Origin of the sequence: Actinomadura chokoriensis (assembly GCF_039529475.1) — a bacterium.
Lineage (GTDB): Bacteria > Actinomycetota > Actinomycetes > Streptosporangiales > Streptosporangiaceae > Spirillospora > Spirillospora bangladeshensis.
The window spans coordinates 228420-243064 of sequence record NZ_BAAAMW010000001.1; the positions used below are offsets into that span (position 1 = coordinate 228420).

14 protein-coding genes are annotated in these 14645 nt (G+C 73.3%); 4 read left to right on the forward strand and 10 right to left on the reverse strand.

The window, feature by feature from the left end; all coding sequences use genetic code 11:
• Positions 1 to 63: 63 nt before the first annotated feature.
• Both ABFX46_RS01045 and ABFX46_RS01050 read left to right on the forward strand, forming a co-directional pair.
• A complete protein-coding gene (locus ABFX46_RS01045; RefSeq protein WP_346039429.1) occupies positions 64 to 813 on the forward strand; it encodes a class I SAM-dependent DNA methyltransferase in 750 nt (249 codons plus the stop codon).
• An 18-nt stretch (positions 814 to 831) separates the two neighbouring features.
• Complete coding sequence (locus tag ABFX46_RS01050; protein WP_346039430.1) at positions 832 to 1296, forward strand: nuclear transport factor 2 family protein; 465 nt, start codon at positions 832 to 834, stop codon at positions 1294 to 1296.
• Here the strand turns inward: ABFX46_RS01050 and ABFX46_RS01055 are convergent.
• From ABFX46_RS01055 to ABFX46_RS01085, 7 genes are all read right to left on the reverse strand, one after another.
• Entirely contained in the window at positions 1293 to 2351 is a 1059-nt protein-coding gene (locus tag ABFX46_RS01055; protein ID WP_346039982.1) for a DUF6348 family protein, read from the reverse strand. The two genes, ABFX46_RS01050 and ABFX46_RS01055, sit on opposite strands and share 4 nt — an antisense overlap.
• Before the next feature lie 50 nt (positions 2352 to 2401).
• Positions 2402 to 2569, reverse strand: coding sequence for a hypothetical protein (locus ABFX46_RS01060; protein ID WP_346039431.1), 168 nt, complete (start codon positions 2567 to 2569; stop codon positions 2402 to 2404).
• A gap of 62 nt (positions 2570 to 2631) precedes the next feature.
• Positions 2632 to 3693, reverse strand: a complete 1062-nt coding sequence (locus ABFX46_RS01065; protein ID WP_346039432.1) for a zinc-binding dehydrogenase — start codon at positions 3691 to 3693, stop codon at positions 2632 to 2634.
• Between the two features lie 112 nt (positions 3694 to 3805).
• Positions 3806 to 4417 carry a PaaI family thioesterase gene (locus ABFX46_RS01070; RefSeq protein WP_346039433.1) on the reverse strand — a complete coding sequence of 204 codons (612 nt, stop codon included), beginning with the start codon at positions 4415 to 4417 and terminating at the stop codon, positions 3806 to 3808.
• Positions 4417 to 6660: an acyl-CoA dehydrogenase family protein gene (locus ABFX46_RS01075; RefSeq protein ID WP_346039434.1), complete on the reverse strand. Its 2244-nt coding sequence runs from the start codon at positions 6658 to 6660 to the stop codon at positions 4417 to 4419. The genes ABFX46_RS01070 and ABFX46_RS01075 overlap by 1 nt, the downstream gene beginning before the upstream one ends.
• Before the next feature lie 2 nt (positions 6661 to 6662).
• Entirely contained in the window at positions 6663 to 7823 is a 1161-nt protein-coding gene (locus tag ABFX46_RS01080) for a steroid 3-ketoacyl-CoA thiolase (protein WP_346039435.1), read from the reverse strand.
• A 139-nt stretch (positions 7824 to 7962) separates the two neighbouring features.
• The gene (locus tag ABFX46_RS01085) at positions 7963 to 9570 is read right to left on the reverse strand and encodes an AMP-binding protein (protein ID WP_346039436.1); all 1608 of its coding nucleotides are present in this window, start codon (positions 9568 to 9570) and stop codon (positions 7963 to 7965) included.
• Between the two features lie 171 nt (positions 9571 to 9741).
• Here ABFX46_RS01085 and ABFX46_RS01090 point away from each other — a divergent pair, with 171 nt between their 5' ends.
• Positions 9742 to 10662 (forward strand): SDR family NAD(P)-dependent oxidoreductase, encoded by a 921-nt coding sequence (locus tag ABFX46_RS01090; RefSeq protein WP_346039437.1) that lies wholly within the window; start codon positions 9742 to 9744, stop codon positions 10660 to 10662.
• A gap of 89 nt (positions 10663 to 10751) precedes the next feature.
• Here ABFX46_RS01090 and ABFX46_RS01095 read toward each other — a convergent pair whose 3' ends face one another.
• The 3 genes from ABFX46_RS01095 to ABFX46_RS01105 are packed head-to-tail and all read right to left on the reverse strand — an operon-like array spanning position 10752 to position 12972.
• A complete protein-coding gene (locus ABFX46_RS01095; RefSeq protein WP_346039438.1) occupies positions 10752 to 11528 on the reverse strand; it encodes an SDR family oxidoreductase in 777 nt (258 codons plus the stop codon).
• A gap of 10 nt (positions 11529 to 11538) precedes the next feature.
• Positions 11539 to 12288, reverse strand: a complete 750-nt coding sequence (locus ABFX46_RS01100) for an SDR family NAD(P)-dependent oxidoreductase (RefSeq protein ID WP_346039439.1) — start codon at positions 12286 to 12288, stop codon at positions 11539 to 11541.
• Positions 12289 to 12336: 48 nt separating this feature from the next.
• Entirely contained in the window at positions 12337 to 12972 is a 636-nt protein-coding gene (locus tag ABFX46_RS01105; protein ID WP_346039440.1) for a TetR family transcriptional regulator, read from the reverse strand.
• Between the two features lie 167 nt (positions 12973 to 13139).
• On the opposite strand from ABFX46_RS01105, the gene ABFX46_RS01110 reads away from it, so the two are divergent.
• A complete protein-coding gene (locus ABFX46_RS01110) occupies positions 13140 to 14642 on the forward strand; it encodes an FAD-dependent oxidoreductase (protein WP_346039441.1) in 1503 nt (500 codons plus the stop codon).
• The last annotated feature ends 3 nt before the right edge of the window (positions 14643 to 14645 follow it).

A 14645-nucleotide genomic window follows, 5' to 3' on the forward strand; every position in this document is an offset into this window, starting at 1 on the left:
GTTGGCGGACGCGAGCGCGTGGCGTGGACTGCTCTTCACGGCACCGAACGGAAGGACGTGCGCATGAAGGGCTTCGACCCGCGGACCAGCTTCGGCAGGGACGTGTCCGAACGCTACGACGCCGAGGAGATCCGGGGCGACGAGGAGGAGACGGCCGCGTTCCTCGCCGGCCTCGCGAACGGCCGTCCCGCCCTGGAGTTCGCGGTCGGCACCGGCCGCATCGCGCTCCCGCTGGCGCGGGCCGGCGTGCGGGTGGACGGCATCGAGCTGTCGCCGGACATGGTCGACCGGATGCGCGAGAAGCCGGGCGGCGACCGGATCGACGTAACGATGGGCGACATGTCCCGCGTCACCACCGGGCGCGCCTACGGCCTCGTCTACCTGGTGTTCAACACGATCGGCAACCTCCTCACCCAGGACGACCAGGTCCGCTGCTTCCAGAACGCCGCCCGGCATCTGGACGACGGCGGGGCGTTCGTCCTGGAATGCCGCGTCCCGACCGCCCCGGCCCGTCCCGGCCACCAGTACGTCGACCCGGAGCACATCGGCCTCGACGACGTCGGCCTCGACGTCAGCAGGTACGACCCCATCACCCAGATCCTCGACATCAACCACGTCCGGATCAGGCCAGAGGGCATTACCTTCGGCCCGATCAGGCTCCGCCTCGCCCATCCCCCGGAGTTCGACCTCATGGCCAGGATCGCGGGCCTCCGCCTGCGCGAACGGTGGGGCGGCTGGGAGGGCGAGCCCTACACCGCCGGCAGTTGGCGCCATATCAGCGTCTATGAACACGGCACATCCGCCGGCAACTGATCTGGTTATGGTGAGGCGGTGACAGAGACTCCTCGCGAAATCTTTCTCAAGCTCGTGAACGGCGTCTGCGAAGAGCGCTGGGCGGACGTGGTGGACCTTTACGCTGAGGAGACGGACGTCTCCCACCCGTTCCATCCTCTGGGGGCGCCCGCCATGCTCTCCCGGGAAGAACTCCGCGCCCATTTCAGCGCCGGGCCGCAGCCGGACGACGGCCCAACGCTGCGGCGCCGGCCGACCCGGATCAACGTCCACGAGACCACCGATCCCGAGGTCATCGTGGCGGAATTCCAGTACGAGGGCGTCGTGGTGGAGACCGGCGAGCCCTTCACCATTCCGGGCGTCTTCGTGATGCGCGTCCGGGACGGAAAGATCGTCGAATCCCGCGACTACCTGGACCACCTGCGCTCGGCGGCGGCGCGCGGCCAACTCTCCGAAGTCCTGGACGCCGTCAAGCGGCATCACGAGAAGGGCCGCGCCGGCTAGTCGGGGGCGGGGGCGAGCACCGCGAAAAGCCGGATGGCGACCATTCCGTCGGGCAGCGGTGCGGGGGTCGCCGCGACCACCGCCTCGCCGCCGGGCCACGCCTCGCCGTCCAGAAGCACCTCGTTGGTGTGCAGCCGGCCGTCGCGGTGGGCGGCGAAGAGGCGGAGCCCGTGCACCCGCCGGGTGAGCGGCTCCGCCCGCAGCGCCTCCAGCAGCCGGTCGAGCAGGGGACCGGCCGGCGGCACCGGGCGGTCGGTGAGCAGGATGATCTGCGGGCCCAGCACCAGGTCGAACGCGCCGCCCGGGTGCGCGTACCGCTCCCGCACGACCTGGCCGGGCGCGGCGCCGGGACGCAGCAGGCCCTCCACGAGCGGGTGCAGCGAACCGCGCTCGAACTTGTGCACGGCCGCGCTGATCGCCTCGCGCCAGGTGGTGCCGTACCCGGCGAGGCTCTCCACGAGCCACGGCACGGCCAGCGCCGGGTGCGACACGGCGAAGTCGATCTGGACCATCACCGTGCCCGGCCGGGCGGGGTGGACGAACAGCTTCGCGTCGACGTTCGTCTCGCCGCCGAGCGTCACCCCGTGCCCGCGCAGGAGTCCCTCGAACACGGCCCGCGGCGACGGCACGCCGCCGTCACCGGGCCGGACGGGGTGCAGGTCGGCGAGCAGCCGGGTCTCGGCGAGCGCCAGATCGGACATCTGCGAGCCCGCGTTCAGCGCGTTGTTGACCGCGCCGACCTCACTGCTGCGCAAGGCGATCCGTTCGAACTCGCCGCGGTCGGCCCATGCCGCTCGCGCCAGGGCGGCCGCGAACACCGGCTCGGCCGGGAGGCTCACCCGGCCGCCCGGCGCCGCCACCGCGTCCGGGAAGGCGACGTCCGGCAGCATCCGCCGCGCGTACGCCATCGGCAGGAAGACCAGCAGCCGCTCGGCCAGCCACGGCTCGACACCGGCTCCGGTCAGCCGCGCCCACACCTCGTCATCGCTCGGCGACTCGGTGCCCGCGCAGAAGGCCGCGACCCCCGCCTCGACGGCCGCGTCGAACCCCGGCATTTCGATCACCGCGCCACCGTACCGGCGGCCGGCCGCGGCGTCGCGCCCTTTTAGATCGGGTACCGGGTGGCCTCGTCGACCTCCGCGCTACTCGAGTCCGCGATCACCTGGGGTGCGGGCGGGACCTCCTGCCCGGCCACCAGGTCCTCCAGCGGCGTGCGCGGCGGCAGGGAATGCCACCGCGCGGACGTGTCGTCAGGTTCCCGATCATCGTTCATATGACCAGGATGTCCCGTCCCGGAGCGTTTTGGAAGCGTCCACGGGGCGCGGCCGGGCCGCGTCACGGCACGATCGAGATCTTGCCGATGACCGAGCCGCGGCGGAACGCGTCCTGAGCCGCGTGGATGTCGGCCAGCCGGTACCGGGCGGCGATGCGCGGCCGCAGGGCACCCGTGCGGGCCAGCTCCGCCAGCGCCTCGAAATGGGCCGGGGTGTGCATCGAAGAGCCGATGAGGCTGAGGTTGTGCAGGTAGAGGCGCCGCAGGTCGAACGAGACCACGGGCCCGGCGACCGCGCCGGCGATGACCCAGCGGGCACCGTCGCGCAACGCGGGCAGCACCCGTTCGAGCCAGGGGCCGCCCGCCACGTCGGCGACGGCGTCGAGCCCGCCGGGTGCCGCCGCGCGCAGCTCGCGGTGCAGGTCGGCCGGGTCCATGTCACGGGACAGGGTCACCTCGGCCCCGGCGTCGCGCACCGCCTCGGCCTTGGCGCCGCTGGTCAGCGCCAGCACCCGCGCGCCGCGTGCGGCGGCGAGCTGGACGAGCGCGAACCCGACGCCGCCGGACGCGCCGGTCACGAGGACCCCCTCGCCTCTCCCGATGCGGGCCCGCTCCAGCATGCCCATCGCCGTGCCGTAGGCCACGGGCAGCGCGGCGAGCTCCTCGTCCGACAGCGGTGACTCGCTCATGTCGTGCAGCCGGGCGGCGTCGACGACCACATGGGTGGCGAAGCCGCCGTCCGCCTCACTGCCCAGCAGGCCGACGGGCACCGCGTCCTCGCGCTCATCGGCGTAGAAGGCCGGGTCGACCAGCACCCGGCGCCCCACCCAGGCCTCGGGGACGCCGTCGCCGACCGCGCCGACCGTGCCGGCGATGTCGCCGCCCTGCACGCGGGGGAAGTGCAGCGGGCCGCGCCACCCGGCCTTCGCGTCCGGACGTCCCGGCAGCCCGTACGCCCCCTCCCGCGTCCAGATGTCGGTGTTGTTCAGCGCCGACGCGCCGACGCGCACGAGCACCTGCCCCGGGCCGGCCTCGGGCAGCGGCCAGTCCTCCCGCACCTCGAGGGCGTCCGGCCCGCCGTGCCGGCGCAGAACGGCGGCGGTCATGGAGGAAGCGCTGGCCATACCCCCACTCTGCCCGCAGCGCCTCAAGGCTCACATCGTTCCTCGTCGGCTCTGCTGATTCGGGCGCCGCCGCCTTGTGGCCGACGGGGCTGCGCACTTCGGAGTCGAGGCGTCAGCGGGGGCGGGGCGGGTGCTTGGCGATGAAGAGGCCCTCGGCCGACACGCAGGTCTCGCCGCCGGCCTTGATCTCGCCCGTCGTGCGGATCTTGCGGCCGTCCACGGAGACCTGGCGGGCGGTGATCGTGAGCGGTTCGAAGAGCGGGGTCAGGCGGTGGTAGCGGACGGTCAGCTCCGCCGTCACGCCCGATGCGCCCGCCCAGCCGTTCGCGACGCCGAGGGTGTGGTCGAGCAGCAGGGCCGAGACGCCGCCGTGGACGCACGACGGCGGCCCCTGGTAGGGCAGGCCGAGGGTCGTTTCCGCCTCGATGGTGCGGGAGTCCACGGCCGTGTAGTCGAGGGGCGGCGCGATCGGGTTCTCCCGGCCGGCGACCGGGTCGTGGCGGGTCATGCCGTCGCCGCGCCACATGTCGACCAGGCGGTCGTCCACGGGCGGGGACGACGACTCCAGGTCGCCGGCGACGGCGTTGAGCCGGTCGGCGATGTCGGACATGTCAGCGTCCGTCATGTCGCCGGCGCGGACGAGGGCGTCGATGACGCGGCGGGCCGCCTCGACGGCCGCCTCCACGCCTGCGGGACGGGTTCCGGAGTGCAGGTCGATCGTCATCACGCCACCGGGTCGCGGGGCAGGCCGAGGATGCGCTCCCCGATGATGTTGAGCTGGACGTCGGTCGTGCCGCCCGCGATCGACATGTTGCGGGAGTTCAGGAACATCCAGGTCGGGTCCTTCATGCCGCCCTCGCCGCGTCCGGCGAGCGCGTCGGGGCCGATCCAGTCCATGGCGGTCTCCCACACCTGCTGGATGTGCTCGACGCCGATCAGCTTGCCGATGCTCGACTCGGCGCCCGGCTGGCCGCCGGCCAGGGACCGCAGCGTGATGCGCAGCCCGAACAGGCTGCTCGACTGCGCGTCGCAGAGGATGCCGCCGAGCGTGGTGAGGCGCTCGTCGTCGGCGTCCGTCGCCAGCTTGAGGAGGGCCTCGCCGCCGCTGCCGAGGGACGAGTCGTTCGAGAGCGAGACGCGCTCGTTGGCGAGCGTCGTGCGGGCGAGTTTCCAGCCGTTGCCCGGGGTGGAGACGAGGAGGTCGTCCGGGATGAAGACGCCGTCCAGGAACACCTCGTTGAACAGGGTGTCGCCGGTCAGCTCGCGGAGCGGGCGGATGTCGATGCCCGCGGACTTCATGTCCAGCAGGAAGTACGACAGGCCCTTGTGCTTCGGGACGGACGGGTCGGTGCGCGCGAGCAGGATGCCCCAGTCGGCCTCGCGGGCCATGGACGTCCACACCTTCTGGCCGGTGATCGTCCAGCCGCCGTCCACCTTCTCGGCCCGGGTGGTGAGGGACGCGAGGTCGGAGCCCGCGCCGGGCTCGGAGAACAGCTGGCACCAGCGGATGTCGCCGCGGAGGGAGCCGGGCAGGAACCGCTCGTGCTGGGCCGGCGAGCCGTGCGCGATCAGCGTCGGCACCACCCAGTTGCCGATGATCATGTCGTGCGCGCGGAGGCCGACGGCGCGCATCTCCTCGGCGATGACGAGCTGGGTGACGGCGTCCGCGCCCTTGCCCCACGGGGCCGGGAGGTGCGGGGACGTGTAGCCGCGGTCGGCCAGGTAGGCCGCGCGCTCCTTGCCGTCCAGGGCCTTGGCCGGCTCCAGCTCGGCCCGGACGTCCGCGCGGATCGCCTCGGCCTCGGGCGGCAGTTCGACGCTCAGCTCGCGGCGGACGCCGTCCAGGGTCAGCCGCGCGACCCGGCGGCGCCACGACGCGGTGGAGCCGAGCAGGCTGCGGAGGGTCTGCGCGCGGCGGAGGTAGAGGCTCGCGTCGTGCTCCCAGGTGAAGCCGATGCCGCCGAGCGTCTGGATGCAGTCCTTGGCGGTCTGGAACGCGGCCTGGACACTGGTCGCCCCGGCGACGGCGGCGGCGAGCGACGCCTCGCCCAGGCCGGCCGCGTCCGGAGCGGTCGCGCGCGGGCCGGCCGCGTCCGGGTCGGCCGCGCTCGCCTGCCCGTGGCGCTCGTCCTGGGCGCGGGCGGCGTCCCAGGCGCAGGCGCGGGCCTGCTCGGCGTGCGCGAGCATGCGGGCGCAGCGGTGCTTGACGCCCTGGAACTGGCCGATCGGGCGGCCGAACTGCTCGCGGACCTTGGCGTACTCGGCGGCGGTCGCGGTGGCCCAGTCGGCGAGCCCGGACGCCTCGGCGGCGAACAGCACGGCCGCGAGGTCGCGCACCGCCTGCGAGTCCAGATTCAGGACTGACCCGGCCGGTACAGTTTTCTTCTCCAACTCGATCGTGGCCAGGCGCCGGGTCAGGTCGTGGCTGGGGAGTTCGTCCACGGTCACGGCGTCGCGGGGCAGGACGAGCCAGGCGTCCGCGTCGCCGTCCTTCGCCGGGACGACCAGGACGTCCGCCAGCGCGGCCCCCAGGACCGGCCCCGAAACACCGGTCACCGTGACCTCGGAACCGGAACCGGAACCGGAAACGACCAGGCTGCCGGCGTCCAGGCCCACCGCGCCGACCGCGCTCCCGTCGGCCAGCGCGGGCAGGTGCTCGGCGTGCCCGGCCCGGTTCAGCACGGCGCTCGCCAGGACGGTCGGCAGGAACGGCCCGGGGACGATGGCGCGCCCCAGTTCCTCCAGGACGACGGCCAGTTCCACCAGCCCGTAGCCCGCGCCGCCCGCGTCCTCCGGAAGGTGCAGCCCGAGCAGTCCCTGCGCGGCGAGGTCGTCCCAAAACGCCGGCGCCTTCTCCCGGTCGGCGTCCACGGCGACGCGCACCACCGCCTGCGTCACCTGCCGGGAGGTGAAGGCGCGCACGGCGTCGCGCAGGTCGCGGTGCTCCTCGGTCAGCCCGATGGTCATGTTCAGATCCGTTCGATGATCGTGGCCGTGGAGTGCGCGCCGCCCGCGCACATCGTGACGAGGGCGGTCGACCTGTCGGACCGTTCCAACTCGTTCACGGCCTGCGTGATGAGGCGGGCGCCGGTCGAGCCGACCGCGTGGCCGAGCGCGATGGCGCCGCCGTTGACGTTGACCTTGTCCATGTCGGCGTCCAGCACCGACGCCCACGACAGCACGACCGACGCGAACGCCTCGTTGATCTCGACGAGGTCGATGTCGGACAGCTTCATGCCCGCCCGCTCCAGGACGTGCCGCGTCGAGTCGATCGGCCCGTCCAGGTGGTAGTACGGGTCGGACCCGACCATCCCGGACGCGACGATCCGGGCGCGCGGCCGCAGCCCCAGCCCGGCGGCCCGCTCGGCCGACATCAGCAGCACCGCGGCGGCCCCGTCGCTGATCTGGGACGAGTTGCCGGCGGTGTGGATGCCGTCCGGAAGGACCGGCTTCAGCCCGGCGAGCGCCTCGGCGGTCGTGTCGCGCAGCCCCTGGTCGCGGGTGACCGCGGCCGTCTCCCCGGTCGGGCCCTCCTTGGTCATGACGGGCGCCTCGATCGGCAGGATCTGCCCGGCGAACCGGTCGTCCTCCCACGCCGCCTTGGCCTTGGCCTGCGACGCCAGCCCGAGCGCGTCGGCGTCCTCGCGGGTGATGCCGCGCTTCTTCGCGATGCGCTCGGCGGCGGTGAACTGGTCGGGGTAGTCGATGTCCCAGCCCTCGGGCGCGGGGCTGCCGGTCTCGGGGGTGAGCGCCTGCCCGAGGAACACCCGGCTCATCGCCTCGACGCCGCAGCCGATGCCGGTGTCGATCGCGCCGGACGCGATCAGCCCGGCGACCATGTGCACGGCCTGCTGGGACGACCCGCACGCGCAGTCGATCGTCGTGCACGCCGTCGTGTAGGGCAGCCCGGCGTACAGCCACGCGTTGCGGGTCACGTTGTTGGACTGCTCCCCGGCCTGGGTCACGCAGCCGCCGACGACCTGCCCGACCGTCGCCGCGTCCACGCCGGCGCGCTCCAGCAGCCCGCGCTGCGCCGACCCGAGCAACTGCGCCGGGTGCAGCCCGGACAGGGCGCCGTAGCGCTTGCCGACCGGTGTCCGGACGGCGTCGACGATGACGGCCTCAGGCATGAGAAGTCTCCTTGTCTCAGAACGACGCGCACCAGCACCGAGTGCGTTGACCTGCGGCGTGTTGTTGTTATGAGGCGCCTCATAACAACACCACGCCGCAGATCAACGGCTCGGTGGCGCGGGGGTCGCGTATCGCGGGTCAGGCACTCGGGGTCTGCTCGGTCAGGACGCGTTTGGCCCAGCGGTAGTCGGCCTTGCCCGACGGGGAGCGGACGATCGCGTCGGTGAAGGTCACCGCGGCGGGGAGCTTGTAGCCGGCCAGGTGCTCCCGGCAGTGCGCGCGCAGGTCGTCGGCGGTCGCGGACGTGCCGGGCCGCAGTTCCACGACGGCGGCGACGCGCTCGCCGAAACGGTCGTCGGGGACGCCGGCGACCAGCGCGTCCATCACGGCCGGGTGCGACTTGAGGGCCTGCTCGACCTCCTCGGGGAACACCTTCTCCCCGCCGGTGTTGATGCAGCCGGAGCCGCGCCCGAGGACGACGACCGTGCCGTCGGCCTCGACCCGGGCCATGTCGCCGAGGATCGTCCAGCGCTTGCCGTCGACGACCGGGAACGTCCGCGCGGTCTTCTCCGGGTCGTTGTGGTAGCCGAGCGGGACGTTGCCGGAGCGCGCGACGTAGCCGACCTCGTCCGAGCCGGGCGCGATCGGCTTCATGCCCGCGTCGACCACGGTGACGCGGGGGTCGGCGGCGAGCCGCATCAGGCCGTCGTCGCCGACGCTGATGTTGCCGTCGACGCCCGACTCGGACGCGCCGAACCCGTTGTTGATGTGGATGCCGGGGATCAGCGCGGCGAAGTCCTCCTGCACGCTGCGGGACAGGATCGCCCCGCCCGAGCCGAGCACCTTGAAGGACGACAGGTCGTAGTCGGCGCCGTGCGCGCGGATCGCGTCCGCGAGGGGCCGCGCGATCGCGTCCCCCACCACCGCGACGATCATCGGCTTCTCGCGGTCGATGGTGCGGAGCGCGTCCATCGCGTCGAAGCGCCGCATCAGGATCGTCTTGGACCCGGTGAACAGCGCCATGAGCAGCGTGTAGGACGCGGCGCCGTGCATCAGCGGCATCGTCAGCAGGAAGCTGAGCTCGAACCCGTTCCGCGCCGCGTCGGCCAGCTCCTCCGCGCTGAGGCGGGGCTCGCCGTAGGGGTTGCCGCCCTTCACGGCGGCCATGTAGAAGTCCTCCTGCCGCCATACGACGCCCTTCGGGTTCCCCGTCGTGCCGCCCGTGTACAGGATGTACCGGTCGGCGGCGCTGCGCCCCTCCCGGAGCGACGGGTCGGGCTCGCCGGGCTCGGACGTGTAGTCGCTGACGCTGATCCGCGACGGCCACGCCGGCTTCTCGGCGGTCTCCCCCGTCCGGACGACGGCGACGACGCGCAGGTCGGGGCATTCCCCGGCGACCCGGGCGGCGGCCGGGGCGAACGCGTCGTCCACGACCAGGCCCGCCAGCCCGGCGTCGGTGTAGAGGTAGTGGAGCTCCCGGTCGGTGTACCGGTAGTTGATGTTGACCGGGACGGCGCGGATCTTCAGGCAGCCGAGCAGCGCCTCGACGTACTCGGGCCCGTTCAGCATGTGGAGGCCCACGTGCTCGCCCGGCGCGATGCCCGCCGACCGCAGCCGGGCCCCCGCCGCGTCGGCCCGCGCGTCCAGGTCGGCGAAGGTGAGCCCGCGGTCGCCGCAGACCAGGGCCGTGCGGTCGGGGACGGCGGCCGCCACGGCCTCGAAGAGGGTCGCCAGGTTCAGCGTCATACCGGCGAGACTAGAATTCGTTCTTATCGGCGGGCAAGCGCCGTCCCACTCAGCGGTCTCGCCGCTCGCACGCCCTGCGGCCGACCGCTCAGCGGGACCGGACGACCGGCAGAAGTAGAATTCGTACTAGCCTCCGACCCGGCTACCGAACACACCGACCCGGAGGCTCCGATGAACGCTGACCTCTCCCTGGCGGGCCGCACCGCCATCGTCACCGGCGCGGGCGCCGGGCTCGGCCGCGCCGAGGCCCTCGCGCTGGCCGCGCAGGGCGCGAACGTCGTCGTCAACGACATGGGCCCGGCGGCGGACGACGTCGTCGCCGAGATCACGAAGGCGGGCGGCGAGGCCCTCGCGGTGAAGGGGGACGTCGGCGACTGGTCGATGGGCGACACGCTGGTGTCGGCCGCCGTCGACACGTTCGGTTCGCTGGACGTCCTGGTGAACAACGCGGGCGTGCTGCGCGACAAGATGCTGTTCAACCTGTCGGAGTCGGACTGGGACGACGTCGTCCACGTCCACTTGAAGGGCCACGCGTCGGTGTCGCGCGCCGCCGCCGTGCACTGGCGCGCCGCGAGCAAGGCCGCGGGCGGCCCCGTCTACGGGCGCGTGATCAACACCTCGTCGGAGGCGTTCCTGTTCGGGTCGGCGGGCCAGCCGAACTACTCCGCCGCCAAGGCCGGCATCGTGGCGCTGACGCTGTCGACGTCCGCGGGCCTCGGCCGGTACGGGGTGCGCGCCAACGCGATCTGCCCCCGCGCCCGGACGGCGATGACCGAGGCGACCTTCAACGAGGGCACCGCGCCCGGCGGCCTGGACGTGATGGCTCCCGAGCGGGTCGGCACGTTCGTCGGCTACCTGGCGTCGCCCGCCTCGGAGAAGATCACCGGGCAGGTGTTCGTGGTCTACGGCGACATGGTCGCGCTGATGGCCGCGCCGACGGTGGAGCAGAAGTTCACCGCGGCCGAGGGCGTCTTCTCCGTCGAGGAGTTCGGCGCGCAGCTCACGCCGTACTTCGAGGACCGCGACGCCCACCGGACCTACGCCGCCTACAGCGTGGCCGCGCTCGACAACACCGGTACCAGCAAGTACTGATCCCCGGCTCACCGGCGGCCGCCCCACGGCGCGAGGGGGCGGCCGCCGGTGTCTCTCGGACTCCGGTGCCTCTCGGACTCCGGCGTCCCTCAGAAGTGGGACGCGTCGCGCAGCGTGGCCTCGGCGCCGCCGTCCACGTAGATGACCTGGCCGGTCATGTGGGTGTTCCCCGGGGAGACCAGCCAGCGCAGCGCCTCCGCGATCACCTCCGGGTCGGCGTAGCCGTTCAGCGGCATCGGGACGGCCTCGTTCATGATCTGGAACATGGCCTCGTCCTCGAACAGCGGCTTGGTCATCGCGGTCTTGACGACGCCCGGCGCGATCGCGTTCAGCGGGATGCCCGCGCCCGCCCACTCGGGGGTGGTGCAGACCCGCCGCATCCACTGCGCGAGCGCCGACTTCGACGACGGGTACAGCCGGCCGCCGGCGCCGCTCTCCTCGACCTTCGTCGCCGCCGCGATCGCGGCCGGCTCGTCCAGGTCCAGGCAGGCGCGGACGACGTCGTCGTCCACCGGGTGGGTGCCGGAGATCGAGGCGACGACGGCGGCGCGCGGAGCCTCGGCCTCCGCCAGGGCGGGGCGCAGCCCGTCCAGCAGCTCGACGACGCCGAAGAAGTTCACCTTGACCGGCATGATCGTGAAGTCGGAGACGCCGGCGCAGGCGACGACGGCGTCGAGCCGCCCGCCCGCCTTCTCCAGGGTCCGCGCGACCGCGTCCGCCCGGCCCTCGGGGACGCTGAGGTCGGCGCAGACGTCGGCGCCGCGCAGGTCGATGCCGATGACGGTGTCGCCCGCGTCCCGCAGCAGGGCGGCGAGGGCCCTGCCGATGCCGGACGCCGAACCGCTGACGGCGATGGTGCGTGCCATGGTCACCCTCCTAGGTGTGGGAGCCGCCGTCGACGCGGAAGTCGGCGCCGGTGTAGTAGGCGGCGTCGGACGAGCCGGCGAACGCGATCGCCGCGGCGATCATCTCCGGCTCGGCGGCGCCGTAGTAGGACCGGATCTTGGAGAAGTAGTCCAGGTCGATGCCGGGCGGGAACATGTGCGGCGACCGGATCAGCGGGGTGTCGACCGACCCCGGCGAGATCGGCACGACCCGGATGCGGCGGCTCGCCAACTCGGCGGCGAGGCTGAGGGAGAACGCCAGCACCGCGCCCTTGGACGCCGAGTACGCCGTCATGTACGGGTTGCCCTGCGTCGCCGACAGCGAGGCGGTGTTGACGATGACGCCCGTCCGGTCCGGGAGGTGCTTCAGCGACTCGCGGCAGAACAGGGCGGTGCCGACGAGGTTGACGGAGAACAGCCGGTTCAGGTCCTCGACGGTCAGGGTCTCGATCGGGGTGGTCTTGTGGACGCCGGCCACGTTCACGAGGACGTCGATGCCGCCGAGCGTCCCGGCCGCGTCCGCGACGGCCGCGATCACCGCGGCCTCGTCGGTCACGTCGGCCGTGCGGGTGGCGATGGTGCCGGGCCCGGTGACGGCTTCGGCCGTCTCGGCGAGGCCCTGCTCGGAGATGTCCACGCCGTAGACCGCGGCGCCCTCGGTGGTCAGCCGGATCGCGGTGGCCCGCCCGATACCGGACGCGGCCCCGGTGAGCAGCACTTTCACGCCGTCATAGCGGTTCATGGCGGCACGCTAGCCGCGGCCCCGCGGTGCCCGCCGGGGCCGTCCCGATCACCGGGAGGGGCTGCCGCCGGCCGCGGACGCGTTCGAGCGGGGCGCCAGCAGCAGCTTGCAGGCGAGGCGGATGTCGGTCTCCACGTCCGCCATGGAGGCGCGGCCGTTCAGGCTCGACTGGAGCACCCCGTACCAGCACTGCATCAGCAGCCGGACGAGCGTGACGTCCTGCACGGTGGGGACCTCGATGCCCACGGCGCGCAGCAGGATCTCCCGGAACGTGTTGTCGATGTGGACCGTGTCGGCGACGGTCGCGACGTGCGCGGTGTTCGACGCGTGCAGCATCGACGCCGACAGCACGGGCTGCGCCATCAGGTTCCGGCTGGCCTGCACCAGCATGTCGGCGACGGCGTCCTCGGGCGCGACGCCGGGCGCGGGCTCGGCGACCTGCTCGCGGAGCCGGTCGACCTGCGCCGCCATCACCGCGGTGAACAGGTGGACCTTGGACGGGAAGTACCGGTACAGCGTGCCGATCGCGACCCCGGCGGCCTTGGCGACCTCGTGCATCTGGACGCGTTCGAGGGACTTCTCCATGCCGATGCGCGACGCCGCCCGCAGGATGCGCTGCCGCCGGTCGTGCTGCTCGGGTGAGCTGGGCTCGGCGGACATCCTCGCCGCTGAGATCCTCGCCACGGTCCTCCCTCCGGGTCCGTCGGTGTGCTGACTAGGAACAATATCCAGACTGCGCGCCGTCCCCGCGATCGCCGATACCGGTCAGTGGGACCGGTCGCCCCGCCGCGCCGGGCGCCGCGTCTACGGTGTGCCCGCGCCGCGATCGCGCAGGCTGGAGGGGACGTCACGTGGGCAAATGGGACGACGAGTACGACGTGGTGGTGGCCGGCTCAGGGGCCGGCGCGATGGCGGGGGCGCTCGCCGCGGCCGCGTCCGGGCTGCGGACGGCCGTCCTGGAGAAGACGCGGGTGCTCGGCGGGACGTCGGCCTACTCGGGGTCGGCGATCTGGCTGCCGGGCACGCGGGTGCAGGAGCGGGCCGGGCTCGGCGACTCGGCCGAGTCGGCGCGCACGTACCTGCGGGCGCTGCTCGGCGACGAGAACGAGGCGCACCGGGAGGCGTTCCTGGCGACCGCGCCCGAGCTGGTGGACTTCCTGGAGAGCGACCCGGCGCTCGAATTCACGTTCCAGGCGTTCCCGGACTACTTCGACGCTCCCGGACGCATGGACATGGGACGCTCGTTCGTCCCGCTGGAGCTGCCGGTCGAGCAGCTCGGCGACTTGGCCGGGCTGGTGCGCCCGCCGGTCGACCGCGACCGGGCGGGGCGCGGGCACTCGGCGTCCAAGCCGATGGCGCAGGGGCGGGCGCTGATCGGGCGGCTGCTGCTGGCGTTCACCGCGACCGGCAACGGCGCCGTCCGCACCGAGACCCCGCTGACCGGCCTGGTCGTCGAGGACGGCCGCGTCGTGGGCGTGGAGGCGGGCGGCCTGCGGCTGCGGGCGCGGCGCGGCGTGCTGCTGGCCGCGGGCGGGTTCGAGGCGTCGGCCGAGCTGCGCGCCGCGCGCGGCGTGCCGGGCGCGGCGGACTGGACGATGGCCCCCGACGGCGCGAACACCGGCGACGCGATCGAGGCGGCGGTGAAGATCGGCGCGTCCACCGGCCTGCTGGACCAGGCGTGGTTCTGCCCCGGCCTCCGCACCGCCGACGGGCGTCCCGCGTTCACGCTCGGCTTCCGCGGCGGGCTCATCGTGGACGGCTCGGGGCGCCGCTTCGCCAACGAGTCCCTGCCCTACGACCAGATGGGCCGGAAGATGGCCGCGGCCGAGGGACCGTTCCATCTGATCTTCGACGCGCGCTCGGACGGGCTGCCGGCGATCTCCGTCCCGCCGCTGGCGCGGGACGAGCAGCTGGCGTCCGGCCAGTGGGTCCAGGCCGGATCGGTGGAGGAACTGGCCGGGAAGATCGGCCTCTCTCCCGACGCCCTCAGCGAGACCGTCGCGCGCTTCAACGGATTCGCCGAGAAGGGCGCGGACGAGGACTTCCACCGCGGCGAGGACCCCTACGACCGGTACTTCTCCGGCGGCAGGCCGTGCGTCGTCGCGCTCGACCAGGCCCCCTACTTCGCGGCGGAGGTCGTCCTCAGCGACCTCGGGACGAAGGGCGGGCTGCGCACCGACCCCGACGGCCGCGTCCTCGACGCCTCCGGCGGCCCGATCCCCGGCCTCTACGCCGCCGGCAACACCAGTGCCTCGTTCACCGGGCCCGTCTACCCCGGGCCGGGCGTTCCGATCGGGTCGGCGATGGCGTTCGCCTACCGCGCCGTCCAGGACATCAAGAGGAGCAGCACGTGAGAC

Coding starts and splice junctions, on each gene's coding strand:
- ABFX46_RS01075 (WP_346039434.1), bottom strand. CDS start 6,660: ATGACCATCGGGCTGACCGAGGAGCACCGCGACCTGCGCGACGCCGTG.
- ABFX46_RS01065 (WP_346039432.1), bottom strand. CDS start 3,693: ATGGCCAGCGCTTCCTCCATGACCGCCGCCGTTCTGCGCCGGCACGGC.
- ABFX46_RS01060 (WP_346039431.1), bottom strand. CDS start 2,569: ATGAACGATGATCGGGAACCTGACGACACGTCCGCGCGGTGGCATTCC.
- ABFX46_RS01080 (WP_346039435.1), bottom strand. CDS start 7,823: ATGCCTGAGGCCGTCATCGTCGACGCCGTCCGGACACCGGTCGGCAAG.
- ABFX46_RS01055 (WP_346039982.1), bottom strand. CDS start 2,351: ATGCCGGGGTTCGACGCGGCCGTCGAGGCGGGGGTCGCGGCCTTCTGC.
- ABFX46_RS01045 (WP_346039429.1), top strand. CDS start 64: ATGAAGGGCTTCGACCCGCGGACCAGCTTCGGCAGGGACGTGTCCGAA.
- ABFX46_RS01085 (WP_346039436.1), bottom strand. CDS start 9,570: ATGACGCTGAACCTGGCGACCCTCTTCGAGGCCGTGGCGGCCGCCGTC.
- ABFX46_RS01070 (WP_346039433.1), bottom strand. CDS start 4,417: ATGACGATCGACCTGCACTCCGGAACCCGTCCCGCAGGCGTGGAGGCG.
- ABFX46_RS01090 (WP_346039437.1), top strand. CDS start 9,742: ATGAACGCTGACCTCTCCCTGGCGGGCCGCACCGCCATCGTCACCGGC.
- ABFX46_RS01095 (WP_346039438.1), bottom strand. CDS start 11,528: ATGGCACGCACCATCGCCGTCAGCGGTTCGGCGTCCGGCATCGGCAGG.
- ABFX46_RS01100 (WP_346039439.1), bottom strand. CDS start 12,288: ATGAACCGCTATGACGGCGTGAAAGTGCTGCTCACCGGGGCCGCGTCC.